Origin of the sequence: Halomonas sp. NPDC076908 (assembly GCF_050269715.1) — a bacterium.
Taxonomy (GTDB): Bacteria; Pseudomonadota; Gammaproteobacteria; order Pseudomonadales; family Halomonadaceae; genus Vreelandella.
The window spans coordinates 45,287-70,734 of record NZ_JBNNIW010000003.1 but is presented as its reverse complement, the minus strand read 5'-3'; the positions used below and the strand labels follow the sequence as shown (position 1 = coordinate 70,734).

General features: G+C 52.1%; 24 protein-coding genes. 20 read left to right on the top strand and 4 right to left on the bottom strand.

Annotated features, from left to right (window positions below; translation table 11 throughout):
- Nucleotides 1-14 precede the first annotated feature (14 nt).
- Nucleotides 15-1,109 carry a bifunctional nicotinamide-nucleotide adenylyltransferase/Nudix hydroxylase gene (locus ACQKE4_RS02540; protein ID WP_427386759.1) on the bottom strand — a complete coding sequence of 365 codons (1,095 nt, stop codon included), beginning with the start codon at nucleotides 1,107-1,109 and terminating at the stop codon, nucleotides 15-17.
- 183 nt (nucleotides 1,110-1,292) lie between these two features.
- Between ACQKE4_RS02540 and ACQKE4_RS02535 the strand changes: the two genes are divergently transcribed.
- Together ACQKE4_RS02535 and ACQKE4_RS02530 are read left to right on the top strand one after the other, a co-directional pair.
- Nucleotides 1,293-2,192: a YihY/virulence factor BrkB family protein gene (locus tag ACQKE4_RS02535; protein ID WP_427386758.1), complete on the top strand. Its 900-nt coding sequence runs from the start codon at nucleotides 1,293-1,295 to the stop codon at nucleotides 2,190-2,192.
- Between the two features lie 61 nt (nucleotides 2,193-2,253).
- Nucleotides 2,254-2,529 carry an acylphosphatase gene (locus ACQKE4_RS02530; RefSeq protein WP_290833616.1) on the top strand — a complete coding sequence of 92 codons (276 nt, stop codon included), beginning with the start codon at nucleotides 2,254-2,256 and terminating at the stop codon, nucleotides 2,527-2,529.
- 32 nt (nucleotides 2,530-2,561) lie between these two features.
- Here the strand turns inward: ACQKE4_RS02530 and ACQKE4_RS02525 are convergent, their stop codons facing one another.
- Nucleotides 2,562-3,500, bottom strand: coding sequence for a D-2-hydroxyacid dehydrogenase (locus ACQKE4_RS02525; RefSeq protein ID WP_427386757.1), 939 nt, complete (start codon nucleotides 3,498-3,500; stop codon nucleotides 2,562-2,564).
- A gap of 290 nt (nucleotides 3,501-3,790) precedes the next feature.
- Here ACQKE4_RS02525 and ACQKE4_RS02520 point away from each other — a divergent pair, with 290 nt between their 5' ends.
- The 13 genes from ACQKE4_RS02520 (at nucleotide 3,791) to ACQKE4_RS02460 (ending at nucleotide 14,763) form a co-directional block, all read left to right on the top strand.
- Nucleotides 3,791-4,090: an FmdB family zinc ribbon protein gene (locus tag ACQKE4_RS02520; RefSeq protein WP_427386756.1), complete on the top strand. Its 300-nt coding sequence runs from the start codon at nucleotides 3,791-3,793 to the stop codon at nucleotides 4,088-4,090.
- Nucleotides 4,091-4,157: 67 nt separating this feature from the next.
- Nucleotides 4,158-5,939, top strand: coding sequence for an aspartate--tRNA ligase (aspS, locus tag ACQKE4_RS02515; RefSeq protein ID WP_427386755.1), 1,782 nt, complete (start codon nucleotides 4,158-4,160; stop codon nucleotides 5,937-5,939).
- A 96-nt stretch (nucleotides 5,940-6,035) separates the two neighbouring features.
- Nucleotides 6,036-6,599, top strand: a complete 564-nt coding sequence (ruvC, locus tag ACQKE4_RS02510) for a crossover junction endodeoxyribonuclease RuvC (RefSeq protein WP_427386754.1) — start codon at nucleotides 6,036-6,038, stop codon at nucleotides 6,597-6,599.
- A gap of 107 nt (nucleotides 6,600-6,706) precedes the next feature.
- Nucleotides 6,707-7,327, top strand: coding sequence for a Holliday junction branch migration protein RuvA (gene ruvA, locus ACQKE4_RS02505; protein ID WP_427386753.1), 621 nt, complete (start codon nucleotides 6,707-6,709; stop codon nucleotides 7,325-7,327).
- Nucleotides 7,328-7,422: 95 nt separating this feature from the next.
- Nucleotides 7,423-8,460 carry a Holliday junction branch migration DNA helicase RuvB gene (ruvB, locus tag ACQKE4_RS02500; protein WP_427386752.1) on the top strand — a complete coding sequence of 346 codons (1,038 nt, stop codon included), beginning with the start codon at nucleotides 7,423-7,425 and terminating at the stop codon, nucleotides 8,458-8,460.
- Entirely contained in the window at nucleotides 8,457-8,870 is a 414-nt protein-coding gene (ybgC, locus tag ACQKE4_RS02495) for a tol-pal system-associated acyl-CoA thioesterase (RefSeq protein ID WP_427386751.1), read from the top strand. The genes ruvB and ybgC overlap by 4 nt, the downstream gene beginning before the upstream one ends.
- Before the next feature lie 58 nt (nucleotides 8,871-8,928).
- The gene (gene tolQ / locus ACQKE4_RS02490; protein ID WP_290833632.1) at nucleotides 8,929-9,624 is read left to right on the top strand and encodes a protein TolQ; all 696 of its coding nucleotides are present in this window, start codon (nucleotides 8,929-8,931) and stop codon (nucleotides 9,622-9,624) included.
- Between the two features lie 11 nt (nucleotides 9,625-9,635).
- On the top strand, nucleotides 9,636-10,073 hold the full coding sequence (gene tolR, locus ACQKE4_RS02485; protein WP_427386750.1) for a protein TolR: 438 nt from the start codon (nucleotides 9,636-9,638) through the stop codon (nucleotides 10,071-10,073).
- 13 nt (nucleotides 10,074-10,086) lie between these two features.
- Entirely contained in the window at nucleotides 10,087-11,235 is a 1,149-nt protein-coding gene (tolA, locus tag ACQKE4_RS02480; RefSeq protein ID WP_427386749.1) for a cell envelope integrity protein TolA, read from the top strand.
- A complete protein-coding gene (gene tolB, locus ACQKE4_RS02475; protein ID WP_427386748.1) occupies nucleotides 11,235-12,521 on the top strand; it encodes a Tol-Pal system beta propeller repeat protein TolB in 1,287 nt (428 codons plus the stop codon). The genes tolA and tolB overlap by 1 nt, the downstream gene beginning before the upstream one ends.
- 53 nt (nucleotides 12,522-12,574) lie before the next feature.
- The gene (gene pal / locus ACQKE4_RS02470; RefSeq protein WP_427386747.1) at nucleotides 12,575-13,120 is read left to right on the top strand and encodes a peptidoglycan-associated lipoprotein Pal; all 546 of its coding nucleotides are present in this window, start codon (nucleotides 12,575-12,577) and stop codon (nucleotides 13,118-13,120) included.
- A 62-nt stretch (nucleotides 13,121-13,182) separates the two neighbouring features.
- Nucleotides 13,183-13,977 carry a tol-pal system protein YbgF gene (gene ybgF / locus ACQKE4_RS02465; RefSeq protein WP_427386746.1) on the top strand — a complete coding sequence of 265 codons (795 nt, stop codon included), beginning with the start codon at nucleotides 13,183-13,185 and terminating at the stop codon, nucleotides 13,975-13,977.
- Between the two features lie 24 nt (nucleotides 13,978-14,001).
- Entirely contained in the window at nucleotides 14,002-14,763 is a 762-nt protein-coding gene (locus tag ACQKE4_RS02460; protein ID WP_427386745.1) for a YciK family oxidoreductase, read from the top strand.
- A 31-nt stretch (nucleotides 14,764-14,794) separates the two neighbouring features.
- Here ACQKE4_RS02460 and ACQKE4_RS02455 read toward each other — a convergent pair whose 3' ends face one another.
- Together ACQKE4_RS02455 and ubiG are read right to left on the bottom strand one after the other, a co-directional pair.
- Entirely contained in the window at nucleotides 14,795-15,490 is a 696-nt protein-coding gene (locus ACQKE4_RS02455) for an HAD-IA family hydrolase (protein ID WP_427386744.1), read from the bottom strand.
- Nucleotides 15,491-16,234: a bifunctional 2-polyprenyl-6-hydroxyphenol methylase/3-demethylubiquinol 3-O-methyltransferase UbiG gene (gene ubiG, locus ACQKE4_RS02450; RefSeq protein WP_427386743.1), complete on the bottom strand. Its 744-nt coding sequence runs from the start codon at nucleotides 16,232-16,234 to the stop codon at nucleotides 15,491-15,493. It abuts the gene before it with no gap.
- Between the two features lie 172 nt (nucleotides 16,235-16,406).
- Between ubiG and galU the strand changes: the two genes are divergently transcribed.
- The 5 genes from galU (at nucleotide 16,407) to tamB (ending at nucleotide 25,442) form a co-directional block, all read left to right on the top strand.
- On the top strand, nucleotides 16,407-17,297 hold the full coding sequence (gene galU / locus ACQKE4_RS02445; protein ID WP_427386742.1) for a UTP--glucose-1-phosphate uridylyltransferase GalU: 891 nt from the start codon (nucleotides 16,407-16,409) through the stop codon (nucleotides 17,295-17,297).
- Nucleotides 17,298-17,300: 3 nt separating this feature from the next.
- On the top strand, nucleotides 17,301-18,593 hold the full coding sequence (locus ACQKE4_RS02440; protein ID WP_427386741.1) for a nucleotide sugar dehydrogenase: 1,293 nt from the start codon (nucleotides 17,301-17,303) through the stop codon (nucleotides 18,591-18,593).
- A gap of 9 nt (nucleotides 18,594-18,602) precedes the next feature.
- Nucleotides 18,603-19,424 carry a hypothetical protein gene (locus ACQKE4_RS02435; protein WP_427386740.1) on the top strand — a complete coding sequence of 274 codons (822 nt, stop codon included), beginning with the start codon at nucleotides 18,603-18,605 and terminating at the stop codon, nucleotides 19,422-19,424.
- A gap of 126 nt (nucleotides 19,425-19,550) precedes the next feature.
- The gene (gene tamA / locus ACQKE4_RS02430) at nucleotides 19,551-21,404 is read left to right on the top strand and encodes an autotransporter assembly complex protein TamA (protein WP_427386739.1); all 1,854 of its coding nucleotides are present in this window, start codon (nucleotides 19,551-19,553) and stop codon (nucleotides 21,402-21,404) included.
- Between the two features lie 9 nt (nucleotides 21,405-21,413).
- Nucleotides 21,414-25,442, top strand: a complete 4,029-nt coding sequence (gene tamB / locus ACQKE4_RS02425; RefSeq protein WP_427386738.1) for an autotransporter assembly complex protein TamB — start codon at nucleotides 21,414-21,416, stop codon at nucleotides 25,440-25,442.
- Nucleotides 25,443-25,448 lie beyond the last annotated feature (6 nt).

Below are 25,448 nucleotides of genomic sequence, written 5' to 3'. Positions count from 1 at the left end.
TTGGTTATTTTGAATTAGCCACTCCCGAAATCGGCAGGCAACCCCAAAAAATTCTGAATAATAAAGAAGTGATCTTCGAACAAGCTGTCGGGTTCAAGATCCGCAAGGGCTACCCAGCGGGCATGATCTCCGCCTTTGACAGGTTTTAAACGAGGCAGTTGCTGCTCTGGACGAAGTGCGAAATAGAAAGCTTCCGCTAATGTCCGTCCACGCCAGCTGCGATGGGGTTCATCAAATAAGCGTTGGCCACGCAGCGAGCCCTTGAGGACTGGTTCAGGAACTTTTAAGCGCAAGCGTTCGCGCAGTTCTCGAAGACAGGCGTCTAGCAGTCGTTCATGAGGATTAATAAAGCCCCCCGGTAATGCATAAAGCCCTTTGCCAGGGGCTGCCGTGCGCCTTGCTAACAGTACGTGGCCTGACTGAACCACTACCGCATTGACCGTCACAAAAATAGGCGGGTAGGGAGCTTGCGCCCACGCTTGGCGGTATTGGTCTAATAGTTTTTGCTCTTCTAGCAGTTGATGATAAGCACTGGTCTTACAGAATTGCTTTACGCCCTTTACTACGCCGGGTGGCAAGTCGTGATAAGCGCCAGTGGTTAAATAGTCATCTGTTGAACCGGGAGAGCGAAACAAGCGCTCGCGAATTTGACTCGCTGAAATACCTTCTACTGGCGGAACGCTAACGGACTCCCATTGGGGAAAGAGCGAAAGGTAGTAACTCGATTGACCACGGCTGGCCCCAATTAAGCCAATACGCGGCAAGCGAGCGTTGGCCGGCGCTGCTAAGTCACGCACTTTGCGCTGCACATCACGTACCCAAACATCGTCGTTATACAGCGCATCCAGCAGGGGGGTAATTTCAAGGCGTTGATTATCAGCGTCATCAAAGGTGGCGCGAATCATGGCCTGACGCTCATCAAATCGCCAGGGGTTGCGTAGAGAACGAGCCTGCCAAGCTGACCCAACCAGTACGATCACTTGTCGGGCGCGTTTGAGCGCTTCACAAATGATGGCTAAATGACCCAAATGAGGCGGCTGAAAGCGGCCAATAAAAACCAAACAGTCGAAGTCACAGGCGGTCGCAGAACGCGAAATATCATTGACCATCGAAGCTTCCTTATCGTTTGGTGATCGCAGGCTACCATTATGAGTCGCTGTGCGGGGCAGGCGCAATGTACTAGAAAACTGCACTACGTGTTATGACTACGCGCTATGGTTAGGTATGCTAGAAAAGTAGGATGTTGATAATTCTTAGAAAACGTCTCAATAGTAGTCATACAGGGAGTGGACATGATTAAACGAGCGGCTTACTTCTGGTGGAAGGTAATGCAAGATGCCATTGCACTTTGGCTTGAGCGAAATGCTTTTAGCTATGCAGGCTCGTTAGCGTTTTATACGCTTTTTTCCTTGGCACCCACGATTATTATTGCCGTCACCGTTATCGGCGTTGTATTAGGTGAAGACGCGGCTCAGGGGCAAATTGTTGCCCAACTGGAAGGCACCTTAGGTATTGATGCCGCCATCGCCATACAAGATGCCGTTGCTCAGTCGCGAATCGAAGAGTCTGGATTGTTACCTACCATTTTAGGTGTGATTGCCCTGATAGTGGGCGCTACCACTGTCTTTGCTCAAATGCAGTTTTCACTTAACACCATTTGGGGGGTAACGGCTAAACCGACCTCGAACAGCGTGTTTATTTTCCTAAAAAGTCGCCTCTTGTCGCTGACGGTGGTACTCGCTATTGGTTTTATTTTGTTAGTTTCATTAGTCATGGGAGTAGTGCTGAGAGGCATGCTTCAAGCGGCTGATAATTTAGTTCCCTATGCCGGTTTTCTGACGACGACCATCGAATCACTGATTTCCCTTGGCGTTGTTATTCTGCTATTCGCGACTATTTTTAAAGTGCTGCCTGATGTCGTATTGCGTTGGCAAGACGTACTAATTGGTGCCGCTGTTACCGCTGTGCTATTTACGTTGGGTCGCAGCTTGATTGCATTTTATCTGGCGTATACCGCTACGGCATCCACCTATGGCGCTGCAGGTTCAGTGGTAATGATTTTGCTCTGGGTTTACTACAGTTCCTTAATTTTGCTGTTTGGCGCAGCGTTTACTCGTTCGCTGTTACTGCGCCGAGGTCGGCCATTAATTCCACGCAATAGCGCTGTGCTTATCAAACACGAATTCGTTTAAGGCGAACCATTCGCGTGCCATTGAAAAGACAGCGTCTGGAAGAGTGACGGAGGGAGATAATATGACAACCTGCTGTGTGCGTGCCGTTGTTACTGGCAAAGTACAAGGCGTCTGGTATCGCCGCGCTACGCAGGAGAAGGCGCTTCAGCATAGCCTCACAGGCTATGCTAAAAACCTGCCCGATGGTCGCGTAGAGGTATTGCTATGCGGTCAGTCCGAGGCCGTCAAGCGGGTGAGCGAATGGTTGTGGGAAGGATCGGAAAGGGCGCACGTAACACACGTAGAGTTAGAGGTGCTGGATCAGTGCCGCGCGCCTAGCCACTTTGCTACACATTAGGGCCTGTTGAGGCCCCAAAGGTAGGCAAAAGTTTATGCCGATTTCCATTCGATAATATTCTTGGCCGTTAGAGCGACAATATTTTGGCGCGCTTCGGGCGTGATCCAGGCATTGTGAGGTGTCACAATTAAATTGAGTGGCTCACTGAGGGCGTCCAGCAGGGGGTGGCCATCTTTAGGCGGCTCAGCGGGTAGCACATCAACCCCTAACCCACCTAGCTTGCCGCTGCGCAGTGCCTCTAATGCGGCAAGCTCATCAATAACGCCGCCTCGGGCACAGTTGACTAGTAAGAGCGATGGTTTGGCGTTGGCCAAGCGCTCTGAATTGATCAAATGTTTTGTGGCGTCGCTGAGAGGGCAGTGCAGGCTAATAACATCGGCGTCAGGCAATAAATCGTCTAGCGAGGCTCGCTGGTCATTAGCTTCATTGCCGGGGCGGGCGGCGAAGGTAACGCGCATGCCAAAGGCCTCTGCCAGGCGAGCGACCTCAGAACCTAATTCGCCTTGTCCAACCATCACCAAGTGCTTGCCCGCTAGTTGCAATGTGGGGTGATCCTGCAAACAGAAAAAAGTGCTGCGCTGCCACTCACCGGCAGCGGCATCGCGCTGATAAAGGGGCAGTCGATTGGCCAGCGCCAGCATTAGCATCAAGGTGTGCTGTGATACGCTGGCCGTACCATACGCAGCAACATTTTTTACCTCAATGTTTTGGGCTTTAGCTGTCTCAAGATCAATATTATTGAGCCCGGTCGCTAAGACGCAAATCAAACGTAGTTTGGGTAATTGCTGCAAGGTGTTTGCATCCAGCACAACCTTGTTTACGATTGCAATGTCAGCATTGGCGAGGCGTTCCAACGCCTGATCTGTGCTGCTCTGTTGAAATACCTCAAGGTGAGAAACGGTTTCCTTAATCGCCGTTAAATCGATCTTGGGGCCGAGACTTTCTGCATCCAGTATCACCGCGTGTGGCATTTAATTGTCTCCATTCATCGCCGGGGGGTTGCTTAACCTTGCTCGGCAGGGGTCACAAAAGGGTATAATGGCGGCGCTTTATCAACCGCAGCCTTGGAATTTATCCCGTCTGGCCACATATTGGCAGCCTGGCAGCGTTGTGTTCGCCATTATTCTATTAAGAACTGCGTTTTTAAGAGCCCTGATTTGAGGCTGAGCTTCAAGAATTAAGCTTTAAGGACTGAGTTTTTAAGAACCTAATTTTTAAGAACCTAAGCTGATCAGGGTTGAGCTTATTAGGAGCCATTAAGATGCCCATCTATGAATATGAGTGCAAGGCCTGCGGCCATCGCCTGGAAAAATTGCAGAAAATCAGCGCCGATCCTCTAAAAGATTGTCCTGCATGCCAAAGCGATGGCTTGGAGCGGCTAGTCTCGGCAGCGGGGTTCCGTTTAGCTGGCGGCGGTTGGTACGAGACCGATTTTAAAACAGGAAGTAAAAAGAACCTGGTCGCTGACGGCAAAGCAGTATCTACAGATGCCGGTAAAACAAGCGATACCAGTGCTACTTCCAAGAGTGTCACTCCCAAAGACAACGGTGCTGCGGCATAGCCGGAGCAGTCAGGGTCGGGACAATCCGCGACACACTACTTTGCCACGTAACAGAACAGGATTTGACATGCGCAGCCATTATTGCGGCCAGCTGAACGAAACTTTGGTGGATCAAACGGTTACGGTATGCGGATGGGTTCATCGCCGCCGTGACCATGGTGGGGTAATCTTCCTCGATATGCGCGACCGCGATGGTATCGCTCAGTTTGTGGTTGACCCAGATACCGCCGAGGCGTTTGCTACTGCCGACCGTGCACGCAGCGAGTATGTTCTGCGTATTACCGGCCGCGTTCGGCTGCGCCCTGACGGAACGCAGAATGCCAACATGCCCACTGGCATGATCGAAGTGTTGGCCAAAGAGGTTGAGGTACTGAACTCAGCTATCACGCCGCCGTTCCAGCTAGATGAGCATGGCAAAGTAGGCGAAGAGGTGCGCTTAAAGCACCGTTACATCGACCTGCGTCGCCCCGACATGATTGAAAAGCTGCGCCTGCGCTCACGTATTTCGCATAGCGTTCGCGCTTACCTGGAGAATCAGGGCTTCTTAGATATCGAAACACCGGTGCTTACTCGCGCCACGCCAGAGGGCGCGCGGGATTATTTGGTGCCTAGCCGTACTCACGCGGGCAGTTTCTTTGCACTGCCCCAGTCTCCTCAGCTATTCAAACAGCTATTGATGGTGGCGGGTTTTGATCGCTACTATCAAATTGCTAAGTGTTTCCGCGATGAAGATCTGCGCGCTGACCGCCAGCCTGAGTTTACCCAGATTGATATTGAAGCATCGTTTGTGGAAGAGAATGACATCATGGGCATCACCGAAGCCATGATTCGTCAGCTTTTCCAAGAGGTGCTAAGTGCTGAGCTGCCTGAATTCCCGCGCATGACCTGGCAGGAAGCGATGGATCGTTTCGGCTCCGACAAACCTGACTTGCGTATTCCGCTCGAGCTGACCGATGTCGATGACCTTATGCAGCAGGTCGATTTTAAAGTCTTCTCAGGCCCGGCAAGCGCTGAAGATGGTCGCGTGGCGGCCCTGAAAGTGCCTGGCGGTGCTAAGCTTTCACGTAAAGAGATCGACGAATACACCAAGTTTGTTGGCATTTACGGTGCCAAAGGCTTGGCATGGATTAAAGTCAACGAGCGTGCCAAAGGGCTTGAAGGTCTGCAGTCGCCGATCGTTAAGTTTATGGAAAATATCGTTGAAGAGCTGCTCGACCGGGTGGGCGCTGAAGATGGCGATATCATCTTCTTTGGTGCCGATAAGACGCGCATCGTCAATGAAGCCATTGGTGCACTGCGCGTCAAACTAGGGGCCGATCTTGAACTTTACACGCAGCAGTGGGCACCGCTGTGGGTAGTCGACTTCCCAATGTTCGAGGCGGATGACAACGGTCGTCTTAGCCCGCTGCATCACCCCTTCACGGCGCCTTCCTGTTCTCCTGAAGAGCTAAAGGCTGATCCTGCGAAAGCGCTATCTCGCGCTTACGATATGGTGCTCAACGGCACTGAGCTAGGTGGCGGTTCTATCCGTATTCACGACCAAACCATGCAGAGCACGGTGTTTGAGATTTTGGGCATTGGTGAAGAAGAAGCCCAAGAGAAATTCGGCTTCCTGCTAGATGCGCTTCAGTACGGCGCGCCGCCCCATGGTGGCTTAGCGTTTGGTTTGGATCGACTGGTAATGCTGATGGTAGGTGCCAAGACTATTCGTGAAGTGATTGCCTTCCCGAAAACGCAAAGTGCTGCTTGTTTGATGACCAATGCACCCGGCGAAGTAAGCCCCGAGCAGTTAAAAGAGCTCAATATCCGTCTGCGCCAAAAAGCACAGCCGGAAACAGCCGCCGAATAAATCGGTTGAGTGACTGACCAGCACCGACGCCTTGGCGTCGGTGTTTTTGTATGTTGCTAACGTTCAGCGTTAAGCCCACTCATGAGTACCCGTTTCATGGTTGAAAAGAAGCCCGTTGTAGCTGTCCGTATTTTGGGGATCGACCCTGGCTCACGTGTTACTGGTTACGGCGTGATTGATGTGATCGGGGTTAAGCCTTGTTATGTAGCGAGTGGCTGTATTCGTACCGCTAACGGTGCGCTAGAGCAGCGATTGGCACAAATCTATGCAGGTCTTAGTGAAGTGGTGGAGCTCCATCGACCTACTTCGGTTGCCATTGAGCGCGTGTTTATGGCCAAAAATCCTGATTCTGCATTAAAGCTTGGCCAAGCGCGTGGTGCGGCGTTGGTCTGCATGGCCAACCATGGCTTAAGTCTTGCCGAATATGCCGCGCGGCAAATTAAGCAAGCCGTCACCGGCCAGGGCGGTGCGGATAAAGCTCAGGTGCAGCATATGGTCACCGCTATTCTGCAGCTTTCCGCCACGCCTCAAGCCGATGCCGCCGATGCATTAGCCATTGCATTAACTCATGCTTATAACGGTCACGCCTACACCAGTAATGGACTGCCCGCCACCGCCTCGCGAGGGCGTAGTCGCACCACGGGGCGTTGGCGGCTTTAATTTAACCGCTCGCCGAAAGGTTGTACTACTGGTCACCTGTACAGAGTCGCTTTATAGTAAACGCTTGTTTTTCACCCAACTGTTTATACACCCGTGCGAGCGACTTTATGATTGGACGTCTGAGTGGCCAGCTAGTGGCAAAGCACCCCCCCTGGATTGTCATTGATGTCCAAGGCGTGGGTTATGAGCTGGAAACCTCAATGAATACGCTGGTGGCACTTCCCGCGCTTAACGAGAGCGTTTCGTTATTTACTCATTTAACCATTCGAGATGACGCCCACCTGCTGTATGGGTTTGGCCGAGAGCATGAGCGTGCTCTGTTCCGTGCACTAATCAAAGTCAACGGTGTTGGACCCAAACTCGCACTGGCTATTTTGTCCGGCATGGATGAAGACGCTTTTATGCGCTGCGTGCGTGATAATGACAGCAAAGCGTTAACCACCTTGCCAGGTGTTGGTAAGAAAACCGCCGAACGGCTGATTATCGAAATGCGCGATCGCTTCCCGGATTGGCAAGATAAGTGGGAAGATGGCAGCAATGCATTGCTGGCTCTTGAAGCCGCCAGTGGTCGGGCCTCTGCCCGTGATAGCCTAGCTGATGCAGAAGCCGCGCTGGTCAGTCTAGGGTACAAGCTTACTGAAGCATCGAAGATGCTCGCTGATATCGATCCTAATCAGTCGACCGAAGCGCTTATTAAAGCCGCGCTAACCCAACGTATGAATGGCTGAACCGTCAGTTTAAGCTGACGTAGTTCTCAATGGACGTGGATGGAAAACACATTTGCCACCCGTATTAAGGAAAAAGTCATTAAGAATGAGTGCCTATGTTAGAACATGACCGGCTGATCGCCGCTGAACCTGAGCAGGGCGAGGTGCGCATTGATTATGCAATTCGCCCGAAGCGGCTTGATGATTACATTGGCCAGCCGCGTGTTCGTGAGCAGCTGGAAATTTTTATTGGTGCCGCACGGTTACGTGAAGAGAGTCTTGATCATACCCTGGTGTTTGGCCCCCCCGGGTTAGGCAAAACTACCTTGGCGCATATTATTGCCGCCGAGATGGGCGTGGGAATGAAGTCGACCTCTGGCCCGGTGCTCGAGCGTGCTGGCGACCTTGCGGCCATGCTCACCAATTTGGAACCTGGTGACGTTCTTTTTATTGACGAAATTCACCGTTTGTCACCCGTGGTTGAAGAAGTGCTTTACCCGGCCATGGAAGATTTTCAGCTGGATATCATGATTGGAGAAGGCCCAGCTGCCCGCTCAATCAAGCTCGACCTTCCGCGCTTTACACTCGTCGGTGCGACTACCCGGGCAGGGTTATTAACGTCTCCACTGCGTGATCGATTTGGGATTGTGCAGCGGCTTGAGTTTTATAACCTGGAAGAGCTAACCGAAATTGTCGCGCGTTCGGCGCGTTTATTAGGCGTCGAGACAAGTCATGACGGCGCGATTGAGGTAGCTCGACGTTCACGTGGGACGCCGCGAATCGCTAACCGGTTACTGCGTCGCGTGCGTGATTACGCTGAGATGAAAGGCAATGGTGTCGTCGATGTGGTCATGGCTGATGCCGCGCTCAATATGCTTAATGTGGATCACCACGGTTTAGATCACATGGATCGAAGGCTTCTTCTGGCCATGATTGATAAATTTGACGGTGGTCCGGTGGGCATTGATTCGCTGGCAGCTGCGATTAGCGAAGAGCGTGACACCATTGAAGATGTGATTGAGCCTTACCTAATTCAACAAGGGTTAATTATGCGCACACCACGCGGCCGTGTGGTCACGCGCCAAGCCTGGCTGCATTTTGACCGCGTGCCTCACGAGCAGTCGACTGATATGGAAGGGGAGCGTCGCCCGTGAGTGTGCCCGCAATAGATGGTTATCGATTGCCGCTACGTGTTTATATGGAAGATACTGACGCGGGCGGCATTGTCTACTACGTTAACTACTTGAAGTTTATGGAGCGGGCGCGGAGCGAATGGTTACGCCAATTGGGCCTTAATCAGCAAACGCTGCTAGACGAAGGTACACAGCTAGTGGTATACCGCTTGGCCTGTCACTACGCTAAACCGGCCTGCTTGGACGATGCGCTGGAAATTAGTGCGCACGTTGTAGACGTTGGGCGATGCCGTATGACATTTGAACAGCAAGTTTGGCGCGATGAGGAACTCCTCTGCACCGCAACAGTCGAGATAGCCTGCTTAAGTACCGAGCGCTTGCGGCCTAAAGCATGGCCCGCATCGCTTAATATTTTGACATGGGCCTCTTAACCAAGAGGTCACTCACTGCGTCGGCAATACCGACCCTAATAGATTGATGAGGGCACCTGTGAACGATAACACCATGTCCATTCCCCACCTGATAATGAGTGCCAGCACCGTCGTACAGCTGGTCATGCTGCTATTGGTGGTGGGCTCGATCCTCTCTTGGGTGGTGATTTTTCAGCGCAGTATCGCGCTACGCCGTGCCAAGCAAGAATACAACCAGTTTGAAGAGTCTTTTTGGTCTGGTGTCGACTTGAATGAGCTGTATCGGGAAATACCTGCCGATGACCCGCGCCACGGCGCCGAGCATATTTTTCAATCAGGCTTTCGTGAATTTAATCGCCTGATGCCCAAAACGCGAGACGCCGACACCGTGTTAGAGGGCGTACAGCGCAGTATGCGCGTGGCCTGGTCGCGAGAAGAGGACCGTCTAACTATACACCTAGTCTTCTTGGCCACTGTTGCCTCCGCAAGCCCTTACATTGGGCTGTTTGGTACCGTATGGGGGATTATGGGTTCATTTCAGGCGCTCTCACTCACTCAGCAGGCCACCCTGGCAACGGTTGCGCCTTGGATTGCGGAAGCGTTAATCGCGACGGCAATGGGTCTTTTTGCAGCTATTCCTGCGGTTATTTTCTACAACCGTCTGTCTAACGATGCTGCCCGGCTACTCGGTAAATATGAAGATTTTGCCGAAGAGTTTCACGCTATCTTGCACCGTAATTTGCAAGGCCGTGACGGCAAGCCAAGCGCAAGCTAAGGGAGACAGTCATGCAAGGACCGTTCAATCGTGGCGGTAAAGGCAAGCCAATGGGGGAAATTAATGTTGTTCCCTTTATTGACGTCATGCTGGTACTGCTAGTGATCTTTATGATTACCGCTCCTATGTTGACCCAGGGCGTACAGGTGGAGTTGCCACAGGTATCCTCTGAGCCTATTGAGTCTCAGGAAGATAATGATCCGATAGTGATCTCGGTTGATCGTGACGGCGGGTACTTCATTACCTTAGGTGAAGACTCAACGTTAGTGTCACTAGATGAAATGTCACAACGGGTGGTGGCGATTTTACAGCAGCGTCCTGGTACGCCCGTCATGGTGCGCGGTGACCGTAATGTGCCTTATGGGCAGATTGTGGTGCTGATGAGCACGTTGCAAGGCGCGGGCGTCGCTAATGTGGGGCTGCTTTCTGAGCCGCCGCAAGATGGGTAAGGGCAAAGCGAACATGCCAGTTAATACGTCTCGTGACCCTCAGGATGTAGGTTATAAATGGCCGACCATTCTGGCGTTAGCAGTGCATGCCTTGATCGTAGTGTTTAGTTTAGTTAGCTTGCCAAGCCGCACGGCTGAGACTGATAGCTCGTCTATTGTTCAGGCAACGCTGGTGAGCACAGAGACGTTTACAGATCAGGCTCAGCAGGTCACTGAACAGCAGGCGGCAATGAATGCGCCCGCTGAAGCGCCGGCAGAACCTCAAGCGCCCGATGAGCCCTCAGCTAGTGAGGAGCCTTCAGCTAGTGAACAGCAAGCTGCAGAAGAAGCCGCTCAGCAAGCCGCTGATGAAGCAGCACGTGAAGCGGCAGAGGCTGCTGCGGCAGAAGCTCAAGCACTAGAAGCGGCACGTACTGCCGCTGAAGCAGATGCGCAGCGTCGCGCCGAAGAGGCCGCTCAATTAGCTGAGCAGCAGGCGGCAGCGGCGGCACAGCGGGAGGCCGAAGCTGAAGCCGCCGCGCAGCGCCAGCGTGAAGTAGAAGAAGCTCAACGCCAGCAGGAAGCAGCAGAAGCTCAACGAGAAGCGGAGGCAGCAGCTGCGGCGGAAGCAGAAGCTCAACGCCAGCGAGAGGCTGAAGCCGCGGCAGAAGCAGCAGCTGAGGCTGAAAGGGAAGCCGCGGCTGAAGCAGAGGCCCAACGTCAGCGAGAGGCCGAAGCAGAGGCCCAACGTCAGCGGGAAGCCGAAGCAGAGGCTCAACGCCAGCGAGAAGCCGAAGCTCAGCGTCAAGCTGCGGAAGCGGCAGAAGCAGCTATGCAACGGCAGTTAGCAGGAGAAGCTGAAGCTGCAGCAAATGCTCAGCAAGCCGCACAGGCAGCTAACAGCTTTATCAATATTGTGCGTCGTGCCGTCGAGCAGGCATGGGTTATTCCGCCAGGTGCAAGTGACGCGATGAGTGCTACGCTACAAGTACGATTAGGCCCATCAGGAGAATTATTGGCAACGTCGATTGTCTCATCAAGCGGCGATAGTGCTTTTGATCGGTCTGTCATGCAGGCCGTTGAACATGCTGCACCGTTTGGTGAATTGAGAGATTTACCAGCCGACCAGCAGCGTAATTTACGTCAGTTTAATCTGCGATTTACCCCGGGGGATGTTCGCTGATGCAAAGCTTTAGCAAGATATGGCTATTCTGTGTGCTGCTGTTTGTCAGCAGTGTCGCGAGTGCAAATTTAACCATTGAGATCACCCGGGGCAGCGATCAAGCGTTGCCTATTGGGGTTGTCCCATTTGCTGGTTCTGAAGGAATGCCGGAAGACGTTGCTCAAATTATCCAAGATAATCTTGAGCGCAGCGGCTACTTTAATCCTTTGGCGCGCAGCGCTATGTTTGAACAGCCGAGCCAATCTGACGATGTTCAGTTCGGTACATGGCGTTCACTAGATGTGCGCTACCTCGTGGTGGGTCGGGCCGAGCAAACGGGCGGAGGCTATCAACTGCAGTTTGAGCTGATGGATATTAGCGGCCAGCGTAGAATCATTGGCGAGACTGTTACGGTAAGCCAGAATGACTTGCGTGGTGCAGCGCATTACATTAGTGATCAAATTTTTGAAGCAATCACAGATATTCGTGGCGCATTTTCAACAAAAATTGCTTATGTCACCGCACAAGGTGTAGGCGACAGCATGCAGTTTGGTTTATACGTTGCCGATGCTGATGGCCGTCGTAGCGAGCAAGTTTTAACCTCTGACCAGCCCATTATGTCTCCCTCATGGTCACCTGATGGTACAAAGCTTGCTTATGTTTCATTTGAAACCGAACGACCTGCCATCTATATCCAGGATGTCGCCACTGGTCAGCGCGTTCAAGCGACCTCTTTCGATGGAATCAATGGTGCGCCTTCTTGGTCACCGGATGGCCGACGCATTGCCATGTCACTGTCGAAAGATGGGCAGCCAGAAATTTACATTATGGATGTTGGCAGTCGTTCGGTTGAGCGAGTGACACAAAGCAACAGCATCGATACTGAGCCAGCATGGTCGCCAGATGGCCGCAGCCTCCTCTTTACGTCAGATCGTAGCGGTGGGCCTCAGCTTTATCAGTACACATTAGGCGGCGGAGAGGCGCAACGTCTAACATTTACCGGTAATTACAATGCTCGTGGGCGCTATTCACCCGATGGCGAACAGATATTTTTGGTGCACCGTTCCGATCGTGGTTACCAAGTGGCAAGGCAAGATCTCAGCGGTAATCGCTTAGTGGTTCTGAGTGAATCAACAAGAGATGAATCTCCTAGTGTTGCACCGAACGGGACCATGGTAATCTTCGCTACCCAACAAGGGGGCAGCGGGGTACTTAGCGCTGTTTCTGCCGATGGTCGCTCATCATTTAGACTGCCATCAGCGCAAGGTGATGTACGTGATCCAGCTTGGTCACCGTTCTTAAATTAAGAACTAAACTGATTAACATCGAAATTTTTAGTTTTCAGGCAAGGAGTCTGATTATGCAAATTAAACCGTTGGCTCGCTCATTAGCAGCAGCGTTATCAATCGTAGTAATCGCGGGCTGTTCCAGCACCGGCGGAACCCAGGACGGTGACTCTTACGGTAGCCAGGATGGCAGCACTACGGGTACTGGTACCTCAGGCGTAGGTACTGGTAGCCAGTATGGTTCTACTACAGGTACTGGGTCAGGCGCTGGTCAGCAGGCCGACTCACGCATTCCTGAAGTTCGCACCATTTATTTTGATTTTGACCGCGACACCATCAGCAGCCAGTATGAGTCTGTTGTGATGGCTCATGCGCGTTATTTGCGTGCCAATCCGAATGCTCAAGTCGTTCTTCATGGGCATACGGATGAGCGTGGCACACGTGAATACAACATGGCACTGGGTGAACGTCGTGCTGGAGCGGTTCGTCGTTTCTTAAATACTCAAGGCGTATCATCATCACAAATGAGTGTTGTTAGCTACGGCGAAGAGCGTCCGGCAGTCAGCGGCCAGGATGAGAGTGCATACTCTCAGAACCGTCGTGTTGTGTTTAACTACTGAGCATTTAACTACTGATGAGTTCGGCGTGCCTTGGTGCGCCGAACTTTATCAATGGAGTCATCATGAATCACAGTCTCAAACGTTACTTTGAGAGGCTGTGCGGTGCGGGAGCCTTAGTGCTCCCGCTGTCCGTATTGCCTCTAACAACCGCTGCTCAGCAACCACTTGTTCAAGATTTATCTAACTCTTCCAGCAGTAGTTTCTATGAGCAGACGCAACGCCAAGAGGCGTCTAGCGGCAATCTGGTGCTGTTTAATCAGGTAGAAGAGCATAGTCAGGAAATCCAGCAGTTGCGTGGCCAGATCGAAGAACTACGCCATCAGCTTGAGCAGCTTCGGCGCCAGTCTCAACAGCAGTACCTCGATATTGAGGATCGGCTAATGAGTAGTGGGCCATCTCAGATTGAGCAGTCGACCCCCGCCGTCGAACCGGCAGCGGCGGAGCAAGTGGTAAATGCGCCCTCGACTAGAAATGTCAGTGAAGATGCTCAGGCAGATTACCAAGCTGCTTTCGCGCATGTTCAAGCGCGCCGTTTTGACGAGGCCATTGCAGCGTTTGAAGGGTTTGTCTCTGCGCACCCGGATACTAGCTTAACGGCCAATGGGCACTATTGGTTGGGCGAGTTATACGCTGCAGAAGGCGACTTAGACGAGGCTGACCAAGCCTTTAGCCGCGTTATCGAAGAGTATAGCGGTAGCAGTAAAGTACCCGATGCTCTCTACAAATTGGGGCTAGTGAAGGCGCGTCAAGGCGAGGCTGAGCGGAGCCGTGAACTGTTAGAGCAAGTGCGCGATGATTACCCGCAGAGTAGCGCTGCTGGCTTAGCTAATGACTTCTTACGCCAATCAGCGAGTTAATAATTTTTGCTTCAAGGAATCAGCATGAGCTGCAAGATCGACTATCAACCAGCGCCCAACCTATTGGAAAATCGCATCGTGTTGGTAACCGGCGCAGGGGAAGGGATTGGCCGTGCGGCAGCATTGAGCTATGCCCAGCATGGGGCAACCGTGATTCTATTGGGGCGCACTATTGCCAAATTAGAACGCGTGTATGATGAGATTGAAGCGGCAGGAGGGCCTCAGCCCGCCATTTTTCCGCTTAACTTTGAAGGTGCCACGCTTAAAGATTTTCATGATATGGCCGAAACGCTGGATAAAGAGTTTGGGCGTTTAGACGGGCTCTTACATAACGCGGGTCTGTTAGGCCGTATTACGCCGTTTGAGCAATATAATCCTGAACTATGGCAGCAGGTCATGCAGGTTAATATTAATGGCCCCATTTGGATGACCCAGGCGCTGTTACCGCTACTTCAAGAGTCTGAAGATGCGTCGGTGATTTTTACCTCATCAAGTGTTGGGCGCAAAGGGCGTGCTTATTGGGGCGCTTACTCTGTTTCTAAGTTTGCCACCGAAGGGTTTGTTGAAGTATTGGCCGATGAATTGGCGAATCAACCCAATATTCGTGTCAATACATTAAACCCCGGTGCTACGCGTACTCAAATGCGACGCACAGCTTACCCTGGCGAAGACCCTTTCACACTGCGGACACCCGAAGACATTATGCCCACATACCTGTGGTTAATGGGGCCTGATAGTGCTGGCACAAGCGGTCAGAAGTTAGATGCCCAGCCGCCAAAGGTGTAGATAGATACGTTAGCGGCAGGGGTGCGGCCAATTAAACCAGATGTCCTGTTTTACTTGGCGTTTGGCCAAAGACAGCCAGGGCATCCACTAATTGCTGACACTCCTCAAACCACAGGTCTGCTGGCCACTGCTGATAGTTATCCTCTTCGCTGATATAGCCATAGCCTACCGCCACAGCCGTCATTCCAGCTGCCCTGGCTGCCTGCATATCGCGCACATGATCGCCGATATACCAGCATTTTTCGGGTACGACGCCTAAACGTCGAGCCGCTTCCCAAAGTGGCTCAGGTGCTGGTTTCTTGACGGTTAAATCATCTGCACAGAGGAGAGCCCCCGGCTGTAGTGCCAATGCCTCTAACAGCGGAAGGGTATAGCGGCGCGGTTTATTGGTCACAATCCCCCAGGGGCGCTGATCGCCATGCCATCCTTTTAGCCACACATCTAATGGCGAAAAAACTCGGCTGTGAACAGCCACGGCCTGCTCATAGGCATCAAGCAAAAACTCGCGCGCTTGATTATGCTCTCTGGAGGAAGCTTCTAGCCCCAGCGCCAGCGTCACTAAGGCGCTGCCGCCATTGGAGACTTGGCCGCGAATCACTTCAAAAGGTAGTGGCGCTAAACCGTGTTGATGTCGTAAAGCATTGGTGGCTTCAGCCAAGTCAGGGGCGGTATCTACCAGTGTGCCGTCCAGGTCAAAGAGTATTGCTTGGGGTGATTGTGTCGTCATTTAATCGCTCACCTTACGGCAGTACATCATGTAGTTAACCGAAACATCGTGGGCCACTAAGCGGTAGTGGCGCGTAAGCGGGTTGTAAGTAAGCCCCGTTTGTTCGCGCACTTCTAAACCGCTTTGCCGTGACCAAGCTGCCATTTCCGATGGGCGAATAAACTTAGCATAAGTATGTGTGCCCCGTGGCAACAACTTAAGGACGTACTCCGCCCCTAAAATTGCAAACGCATAGGACTTAGGTGTTCGGTTTAACGTTGAGAAAAATACGTACCCGCCGGGGCGAACCAGCGCACTGCAAGCACGAATCACGGAAGCTGGATCAGGTACGTGCTCCAGCATCTCCATGCAGGTAACAACGTCATAACTACCGGGCTGTTTGGCCGCCATAGCTTCAACACTAATATGCTGATAATCAACGCTTACACCGTGTTCTTGCGCATGTAAGCGAGCAACCGCTAAGGGGGCCTCGCCAAGATCAATACCCGTTACCTTCGCGCCGCGATGGGCCATTGATTCGCTTAAAATGCCCCCGCCACAGCCTACATCAAGTACTTTTTTACCCGCTAGCCCGGCACGTGCATCAATAAAATCAAGCCGCAGAGGATTAATCTCATGTAGCGGTTTAAATTCACCCTGTGTGTCCCACCAGCGGCTAGCGAGAGCATCAAATTTGGCGACTTCCGCAGCATCGACGTTGCCTTGATAGCGATTAGCAGTGCTATCCTGTGGTGTCGGTTGCATATTGTGACTCCCTTTGTCCATTAAGCATTGAGCGAATGGTGTCAGCCAAACGACTGGTAATTGGCCATTTACACTCGTAATTGTCCATTAGTGAGGTGGCATCCACTCACGCCTTCAGTATTATGGACATTCTAACCACTCCTGTGTCGGAACGCATGAAAAGGACCTTTATATGATTCGCAAAGCCGTACTCCCCGTTGCTGGATTTGGCACTCGCTGCTTACCAGCTTCTAAGGCTATTCCTAAGGAGATGATTACGATTGTCGATCGGCCGGTGATTCAATATGTGGTCGAAGAGGCGATCGCCGCCGGGATCCGTGAAATTGTTTTGGTCACCAGTAGCCATAAAAGTGCTATCGAAAACCACTTTGATACCAATGCGGAGTTGGAAGATAGCTTAGAAGCAAAAGGTAAACACGAGCTTCTTGCCATGCTGCGCAATCTGGTGCCGGATGATGTCAGTATTATTAGTGTTCGCCAGGGGAAACCGTTAGGGCTTGGACATGCAGTGCTCTGCGCACGCCCTGTTATTGGTGATGACGAACCTTTCGCTGTGCTGTTGCCCGATGTGCTGGTAGATAATAGCGCCAACCAAACATCTGACTTGATCGGTATGTTAGAAGCTTTTGATCAACACAAGACTGCACAGCTAATGGTGGAAGCCGTTGCCTGGGAAAACGTAGTGAAGTACGGCATCGTTGCGCCTTCTGGACAGGCTCCGGCACCAGGAGAGTCAGCGGAGCTGGTTGGTATGGTAGAAAAGCCAACGCGTGAAGCGGCACCATCAAATTTAGCGGTCATTGGCCGGTATGCGTTGCCAGGCAATATTTTTTCAATTCTAGAATCAACAGCACCCGGTGCCGGTGGTGAAATTCAGTTGACAGACGCACTGGAAACCCTGCGAGAGCAGTCGGGCGTCCAGGCTTATTGTATGCAAGGGGCCACCTATGACTGCGGGCATCCAATGGGCTACTTGGAAGCCACGCTAGCCTACGCACGCCGCCATTCTGAGTTTGGAGAGGCTTTCCAGGCTCTGCTGTCACGTTACCATCAAGGGGTATAACCCATGCGGGTGTTACTTTACGGTAGCGAATTAAGCGCCGCAACGGCAGCCGCCGCATTGGCTTGGGTAGGTCATCAGGTTCAGTGGTTGCCGCATGGCGATGCGCCCTGGTCGGCGCTTTCTCAGGTTGATTGGTTACGCAGTGAGCCCCACTTGTTGGAGCATTTAGAACAGGGAATAGCAGAAGGGGTGCTGCAGGTCATTGAGCGAATTGAAGATGCCGACGTACCGAATGTAATCTGGTTGGCGTTATCCCCGGCACAGCGCACAGCAGCTAGCGCATTGGTTGAAAAGCCTCTATTTGCCGATCAGCGTGGCATTGTGCTGATTAATAATTCTACCTTCCCGGTGGGTGAGACGGAGCGTTTACATACGCTGATGGGTTCTCAGCACACCAGTGTTGCCCTTCCTGATACCCTGGAAGAGGGGCGCGCATGGGAGTCGTTTACTCGGCCAACAAGAAGGTTATTAGGTTGCGACGATGCCACTGGCGAGCAAGTGGTAAGAGAGCTTTTACGCGCATTTAATCGGCGGAGCGAAGTTTTTCAATGCATGCCGCGCCGCGCGGCGGAATTAACCAAGTTAGCGATTAACGGCATGCTGGCGACACGCATCAGCTATATGAATGAAATTGCTGGTTTGGCTGATACGCTGGGGGTGGATGTTGAGCATGTCCGGCAAGGGATGGGAGCGGACTCACGCATTGGTTTTGAGTATTTATACCCAGGGTGTGGCTTCGGCGGACCTAATTTTTCGCGTGACTTGATGCGCTTGGCCGACGTGCAGTTAAAGAGTGGACGCTACTCAGCGCTGCTTGAGCAGGTCATGGATATCAACGAACAGAAAAAAGAGACGCTGTTTCGCAAGCTGTGGTCCCATTTTGGAGGCGAACTCAATGGTAAAACCGTGGCTATCTGGGGCGCTGCCTTCAAGCCAGGTACTGCGCGTATTGATCATGCCCCGGTATTAATACTCCTAGAGGCGCTTTGGGCGCAGGGTGTTAAGGTTCAGTTACATGACCCGGCTGCGATTCCAGCGCTTCATGCCGTTGTGGGTGAGCGAAAAGATTTAAACACTTACTCTCATGATCCTTACCAAGCATGTGAGGGCGCGGATGTGTTAATGCTGGTCACAGAATGGAAAACGTACTGGAACCCAGACTGGCATCGACTCGCTTCGTTACTAAAGGGTAAGTTAGTATTGGATGGGCGCAATATCTACGACCCTGAGTTTGTTGCCAGCTGTGGATTAATGTATCGAGGTATAGGCCGTCGTGCCGACCCGAAGACTCTTTGAGGAAATGTCATGCCAGATTCCACCGCTCCCTCTCGCATTGTGCCCGATGTGGATCAAAGCTTGACTGCTCAGCACCTGCGATACCGAAAAGGCCCATCATTGTGGCCGCTTTGGTTATTCATGTTGCTCATAGTAGGGGTGCTAATTGCGGCGGCGGCTGGACTTTGGTACGAGCGTGAACGATTGTTAAATGAGTTGCAGCGCGTAAGCGGAGAGGTCTCCAACGTGCACGCTCGACTCGACTCGGGTGACACTGACGTACAAGATACGATAACCTTTGTACAAGCCCAGATGTCGACGCTCTTTCAAGAGCAAGAACAATTGGCTATTTCGTTGCTAGATGCCCGTGAAGAGTTATATGGCGCGCTTACGACCAACGAAGAAGCCGCTACTAGTGATTCAATGAATGCTTTGCTTGATCAGTTAGCACAGTTCAGAGAGCAAGCGGAGTCTCGGGACAGTCAATTAGCCGCTTTACGCGACTCGTTAGATTCACTTGAACAAGCGGGTACCTCTGGGCGGCTTAATTTAATGGAGGAAGTTGATCATTTAGAGCAGCTTACCGATCAGCGTTTAGCCTCACTTGACTCTCAAGTCGCTAATCTTAGTAATGCTTGGGAGCAGCAGCTAGCTGCGCAGCAAGAAGCGATGGCTGAGCGTTTAGACACGTTAGAAGCATCGCTGGCAGAGGTAGAAGCACCGCTGGATCAGGCAGCATTGGACGCCTTTGAGCAAACATGGACTCAGCGCCTGAATACGCTAGAGAGCGATGTTCGCCAAGTCCGCCAAGCCCAACTGGCTTTCAGTGCTCAGCTTGAAATGCTGCGTTGAGCTTACCCTTTCAATCTCCAGGATGAAAAAGTAACGCGAAAATTAAACAGCTAAACCGATAATTAACAGAGAATCCGCCTTTTAATAGTGCGATGAAGCCGCTGATTTAGTTTAGGAAAAAATTGTATGGGAAGACAACGGCGATGGACTTCAGCCACTGAGCGCGCATTTTGTATCGCGCTACCGCTATTTTGTGTGTCGTATGGTGCATTTGCGGTTGATGCCACCATTACCGGCGTCCCAGGCGCGGTAGAACGCAATATTCAGGCCTATCTACAGAATGTTGATGCTGAACAATATACCGAAGTGCGTTTAGAGGGCGAGGTACGCCGTCGCACACAAGAAGCCATGCGAGTTTTTGGCTATTACGAGCCAGATATCACGCTTGAGCGTGCTACAGCGGAAAGAGTATGGCTTGAAATTGATCCCGGCCCTCAAGTAAAAATTGAAACGCTTTCAATCAATGTGGAAGGTGACGCAAGTAATGATGCGCCTTTTCAGGATGCTCTAGATGCCTTCCCCCTGAAAGTGGGAGATGTATTACGACACGCCCCTTGGGATCGGTTGCGCAGCCAATTTACTGGGTTGGCTATCGAGCGAGGTTACTTTGACTGGGGCTTTACTGACCGACGTATGGAAGTTCGCCCCTATCTGCAAAGTGCCCGCCTTTATATGGATTTCAATAGTGGGCCTCGCTACCAGTTTGGTAGAAGCTTTATTACCGGCAGCCATATTGAATTAGACCGTTTACGTCGTATTCAACCCTTTGAAGCGGGTGACCCCTACCTAGCGGAAGACTTGGTGCGTTATAACCAGCGCCTGAGTGAAACTGGCTGGTTTAGTTCGGTTTCAGTTCGCCCACGTCTTGAGACTGCTCAAGAGCTGGTCATAGCCCCTCCCGGTGGTGGTGATGCATGGTGGAGTGAGGCAACGGCTTCACAACCAGAGCGGCCGCGAGTCAGTATGGCCGCATTAGCTAGTGCATTAAGTATTAATAACCCCGATAACACACGGCTGCCCATTGATGTCAGTTTAGAGCCTGCTGATCGCCATCAATTTGAAGTGGGTATCGGCTACGCAACTGACGTAGGTCCACGCTTGCGGTTTGGCTGGCAGCAGCCTTGGATCAATCAATATGGTCACAGCCTTAATCATGACCTTTATTTATCTGCTCCAGAGCAGCGTTTTACCGGGGTATATAACATTCCCTTAGAAGATCCCCTTCGTGATAGCTATCGCCTGCAATATGGTGTTCGCAACTTGGATGACAATGATACCGAGCTATTGGAAGCATCCGTTGAGGTGGCACGCCGATGGCAGTTTGACAACGATTGGGTTCAGTCACTCTATCTGCGTACAAGCTATGTTGACTTCGAGCAGGGTGGTGAAGCAGAACAAGTTTGGCTGCTCTATCCTGGGGTGCAATGGTCGCGTACGCGAACGCGGCCTCAGCGTTTTCCTTTATGGGGTGACAGGCAGCAGCTTTCGGTGGAGTACTCGGACACCGCCTGGGGTTCTGATGCCCAGTTTGCGCGGCTGACAGGTGATACCGAATGGATACGCACTATTGGCGATGATAATCGTTTCTTGGCACGGCTAAGCCTGGGTGCCATCGAAACCGATGACTTTGACAAGCTACCACCTTCATTACGCTTCTTTGCTGGCGGCGACCGCAGCGTGCGTGGCTACTCCTTTGAAAGCCTTTCACCGCGAAACGAGCAAGGGCGTCTTCGCGGTGGCCAGCAGATGCTTACATCGACCTTAGAATATCAAAGGCGCGTTAGCGGAGACTGGTGGGGGGCCACCTTTGTTGATACTGGTGATGCGTTTGATAATTGGGGGCCTAATGACTTGAAGACAGGCGCCGGCGCCGGGGTACGCTGGATCTCGCCGGTCGGGCCCATTCGCTTCGATGTTGCCCACCCCTTTGATCATGAAGACGATTGGCGCTTGCACTTTTCCATCGGACCGGAATTCTAGGAGATAGACTTGTCACAGGTTGAAACATCTACGTCTGAAAAACGCCAAGTGCTGTCTTCAAAGTATCGCGTCTGGCTGTTGCTTTGGAGTTTAATACGCATCGCCATCGTGCTGCCTATCTGGTTATTTGGCGTTGTTGCTTTAGTTATTGGGGTAGCGTTATCACCTTGGGGCACGGGCGTATTGCTCTCTCAGGGTGAGCAGCGTGACTTCTTCTCCTACACGCATCACGAAGGGGGGCTGCTGGATCACATTCTGCTTGAAGGGTTTCAGCTGCAGGTGGGGACAACCCTTGTAGCCATTGATGAATTTGAATTGGCGTGGGCAGATGACTGCGTACTCTCTGGGCGTTTGTGTATCGACACCTTACGCGTTGTGGGTGCCGACATTCGGCTAGGATCAGCTAGCAATGAGGAGCCTCCTGCTGAAGAGAGCTCTCCACTTTCCATCCGCTTTCCTTTCCCCATTGAGTTACGCTCACTCCAATTTGCTGATGTCAATCTGCGACTTGCCAACGGCACCGAAATTTACTGGCAATCATTAACTTCAGCGGCCGTTGCTGAAGGGAACCTTGTCCGTTTGGCGCCGACTCACCTAGAGCAACCCCGCGTGTACTTGCCGCCATCGCCAGGCGTCCGGTTAACGCAAGAGATTGAAACACCACTTGATCCTGACGCTATCGATGCCACGATTTTGCTCCAGCAGCCTCAACAAGAAGGAGTGCTTGCAGCCTCATCGCCTAATGAGCGCCTTGTACTGCCTGATATAAATCTGCCGGTTGATATTCAGATCCCTGAATTTACGGTTAATGATTTTCATCTTGAGGGTATATTTGAGTATCACGTTGAACGGCTTCAATTAGGGCTCTTTAATGAGGGTGATCGAGTTGAGGTAACGCAGCTCGCGGTGGTAACGCCAGACGCACAGGCAGAGCTCACGGCATCGGCCGTCTTGAGCGGCAACTATCCCTTAGAAGCTCGCTTAAGCACTGAGCTATTTCTGCATAACCTAGCGCCTGAGCTGTTTGCCGAAAATAGCAGTGAAACCGTTGTGCTGGAGCTTTCCGGCCCACTTGATGCGCTGATGGTGCAGCTTGAAGCCACTGGTACAGTGAGTGCTTCGATAAATGGAGAGGTGGATGCATTATCCCCCACGCTCCCGTTCCAGCTCCAGGTACAGAGCGAACAAGTGCAGTGGCCGCTGCCTGACGCAACGGTAGATAGCAACGGCCGGGATGAAGATCTCACCGCGCAAGCGTATGTCATTGATGATTTAGATCTTCAGGTAACCGGGAGTCTCAGCGACTACCGTGCCCAGCTTGCGTTAGTGGTCGAGGGACCAAACCTGCCGCGTACTGAAGTGGGTGTCAGCGGCGAAGGTGATTTTGAGCATTTCAACTGGCAGCCACTCACGCTCGCTGTGGGCGAAAGCACGCTACGTAGTGAAGGCAGCATTAATTGGCTTGCTCCACTACAGGTTAATGCCACTATTCGTTTAGATCAGTTTGATCCGGCACACTTTGTTGATCAGTTGGAGGGTAATCTCAATGGCGATATTGAACTCTCAGTTCGCCAGTTAGAAGAGCAGTGGGCAATTAGCGTACCTAACTTGGCTATTGATGGTGAATTGCGCGACTACCCGCTCACGCTGCAGGCCGCTTTTGATGCTAACAGCAACCTGGAAATTGATATTGATGAGCTGCTGTTCACTCAAGGGAATAATCGACTTGAAGCGGCGGGTCAAATCAGCGAGCAAGCCATGTCGCTTAATGCAGATGTTGCATTACGACAATTACAAACGCTCTCGCCTGACCTTGCGGGAACCTTAGTCGGCACCCTGCGGGCGAGTGGCAGTTTTAGCCAGCCGCAGCTAATCGCCAACTTAAGGGGGGATGGGCTGCGCTTTGCGGAAAATCGAGTTGAACGGCTCGAACTTGATGCCGATGTACGCGGCCTTGATGACCCTGTTCTTGATGTGCAGCTTGCGTTGCAAAACGTAATGGCGGGTGGCCAATCACTACCCCAAGTTGATGCCAATCTATCTGGCCGTCTTTCCCAACATCAGCTAGAGCTAACGGCTCAGGGGCAGGAAAACGCGGTCTTAAGCCGCGCATTGATCGCCTTGGAAGGTCGACTCAACCAGGAAAGTCAACTGTATCAAGCACGCATCACACCGTTGGAGATTGATTCTGAGGCGGGAAGTATCCGCCTCGAAGCGCCTTTGGATTTACGCTACAACCTGGCTGATGGGCAGGCCAGGCTTTCGCCGTTCTGCCTACGCCGTGAAGAGGGAGGCGTTGTCTGCTCTGAAGAGGCGATTAATGCGTCGGCTCAGCAGGGGAATGCGCTGCTGACGTTACGTGAAGTGCCAATGGAAATGTTAGAGCCCTTTTTGCCAGAGGAGTGGCAGTTAGAAGGTGATACTACCGCCGACCTTGCAGCTAGCTGGCGTCAGGGTGGTGCTCGTTGGCAGGCAGACGTTCAAATTTTAAGCGAGCTGGCGATTACCGCTGTTAATGATTACGGTCAGCCGGTTGAGCTCCCACGGATCAACTTGGATGCACAGGTAGAGGCCAACCAGGCCCAAGCGGATGCAAATATCGTACTCTCCCTTGCTGAGGCGGGTGAGCTAGGTCTAACCCTATCCATTAATGATCCCATTGGTCAGGGTGGTTTGACGGGTGAGTTGCGTGCGGACGATGTTTCTCTGCGGCCTTATCGTCCTATGATGGTGGGAATGGATCGGCTGGAAGGTGATCTCACCGGTAGTGTGCAAATTAGCGGTACTACAGCGCAGCCAGATTTGCAGGGGCAGCTTGGATTAAGAGGTATTCGTGTGAATGGCCCTGATATTCCGGTTGATATTCAAGGTGGCGAATTGATCGTTTCATTCGATGGGGATCAGGGCGATATTGACGGATACTTGGCAGCAGAACGTGGGCGTTTGGAGATCACCGGCGATGGTTACTGGCCTAGCAGTGATGACTGGCGGATAGGTGTTGACTTGAATGCTGTGCAAGAGCCCATACTGATTGTGTTGCCGCAATTTGGGCGGTTAGAAGCGGCCCCTGATATTCGTGTTCGCGTTACCCCAGAGCAGCTTCAAGTGAGGGGCGATATTAATCTGCCCTGGGCAAGGCTTGAAGTCGGTGACATGCCATCTTCAGCCATCACGCCTAGCGGCGATGAAATTATTATTACCGAGCGCGATGATCGCCAGGCAGAGATCGAAGCGCAGCGTGTGGCGGCGAGTGCGGAGGGTCCCAGTACATCCGATGAGCTTGCGGCGACGGGTATTGAGCTTGATGTATTAGTTACCTTAACACTCGGTCGCGATATGCAGTTTTCGGCCTATGGATTAGAGTCTGGCTTGGGCGGCTCATTGGAAATCCGTCAGAGTGGTGGGGCGCTTCAACTGTTTGGCGATGTTAATTTAGTGGATGGACGTTTCCAGGCATTTGGCCAAGATCTACTTATTCGCCGCGGGGAGTTGTTGTTTAGTGGCCCTCCCGACTTGCCTACATTGGATTTTGAGGCGATCCGTAATCCTGACATCACTGAAGATGATGTTATTGCCGGGTTAAGGGTGTCAGGTAATGCTCAGGAGCCAAACGTAGCGGTATTTTCTGAGCCAGCTATGAATGAAACAAGCGCACTTTCCTACCTACTGCGTGGTCGTGCACCGGACGCCTCAGGTGGAGGTATTGACAGTGCATTGACCACTGCATTAATTGGCATGTCACTAGGTCGCACAGGCGGCGCGGTGGGCTCAATTGGCCAAGCGTTTGGTATTGACGACTTAACCCTTGATACAACGGGTGCTGGCGATGATAGTCAGGTGGCTGTTAGTGGCCAACTGACCGACGATATTCGCATCAGCTATGGGGTGGGTATATTCTCACCCATTGCAGAACTGACACTACGCTACACGTTATGGCGTAACCTTTATGTACAAGCCGTGTCGGGAACCAACCAAGCGGTGGATTTAATCTACACGTTTACCCGCTCTGGCAATCCTGTCATTCTTAATCAGCGTTAAAGTGAG

Bases quoted from the DNA above. Each gene is read 5' to 3' on its own strand.
- ACQKE4_RS02540 (WP_427386759.1), bottom strand. From the start codon at position 1,109: ATGGTCAATGATATTTCGCGTTCTGCGACCGCCTGTGACTTCGACTGT.
- tolB (WP_427386748.1), top strand. From the start codon at position 11,235: ATGCAAAGCTTTAGCAAGATATGGCTATTCTGTGTGCTGCTGTTTGTC.
- tamA (WP_427386739.1), top strand. From the start codon at position 19,551: ATGGGAAGACAACGGCGATGGACTTCAGCCACTGAGCGCGCATTTTGT.
- ruvA (WP_427386753.1), top strand. From the start codon at position 6,707: ATGATTGGACGTCTGAGTGGCCAGCTAGTGGCAAAGCACCCCCCCTGG.
- ACQKE4_RS02440 (WP_427386741.1), top strand. From the start codon at position 17,301: ATGCGGGTGTTACTTTACGGTAGCGAATTAAGCGCCGCAACGGCAGCC.
- ubiG (WP_427386743.1), bottom strand. From the start codon at position 16,234: ATGCAACCGACACCACAGGATAGCACTGCTAATCGCTATCAAGGCAAC.
- ACQKE4_RS02525 (WP_427386757.1), bottom strand. From the start codon at position 3,500: ATGCCACACGCGGTGATACTGGATGCAGAAAGTCTCGGCCCCAAGATC.
- ACQKE4_RS02535 (WP_427386758.1), top strand. From the start codon at position 1,293: ATGATTAAACGAGCGGCTTACTTCTGGTGGAAGGTAATGCAAGATGCC.
- pal (WP_427386747.1), top strand. From the start codon at position 12,575: ATGCAAATTAAACCGTTGGCTCGCTCATTAGCAGCAGCGTTATCAATC.
- galU (WP_427386742.1), top strand. From the start codon at position 16,407: ATGATTCGCAAAGCCGTACTCCCCGTTGCTGGATTTGGCACTCGCTGC.
- ruvC (WP_427386754.1), top strand. From the start codon at position 6,036: ATGGTTGAAAAGAAGCCCGTTGTAGCTGTCCGTATTTTGGGGATCGAC.
- ACQKE4_RS02435 (WP_427386740.1), top strand. From the start codon at position 18,603: ATGCCAGATTCCACCGCTCCCTCTCGCATTGTGCCCGATGTGGATCAA.
- ACQKE4_RS02455 (WP_427386744.1), bottom strand. From the start codon at position 15,490: ATGACGACACAATCACCCCAAGCAATACTCTTTGACCTGGACGGCACA.
- ACQKE4_RS02530 (WP_290833616.1), top strand. From the start codon at position 2,254: ATGACAACCTGCTGTGTGCGTGCCGTTGTTACTGGCAAAGTACAAGGC.
- ACQKE4_RS02520 (WP_427386756.1), top strand. From the start codon at position 3,791: ATGCCCATCTATGAATATGAGTGCAAGGCCTGCGGCCATCGCCTGGAA.
- ybgF (WP_427386746.1), top strand. From the start codon at position 13,183: ATGAATCACAGTCTCAAACGTTACTTTGAGAGGCTGTGCGGTGCGGGA.
- ruvB (WP_427386752.1), top strand. From the start codon at position 7,423: ATGTTAGAACATGACCGGCTGATCGCCGCTGAACCTGAGCAGGGCGAG.
- tolA (WP_427386749.1), top strand. From the start codon at position 10,087: ATGCCAGTTAATACGTCTCGTGACCCTCAGGATGTAGGTTATAAATGG.
- ACQKE4_RS02460 (WP_427386745.1), top strand. From the start codon at position 14,002: ATGAGCTGCAAGATCGACTATCAACCAGCGCCCAACCTATTGGAAAAT.
- aspS (WP_427386755.1), top strand. From the start codon at position 4,158: ATGCGCAGCCATTATTGCGGCCAGCTGAACGAAACTTTGGTGGATCAA.
- tolR (WP_427386750.1), top strand. From the start codon at position 9,636: ATGCAAGGACCGTTCAATCGTGGCGGTAAAGGCAAGCCAATGGGGGAA.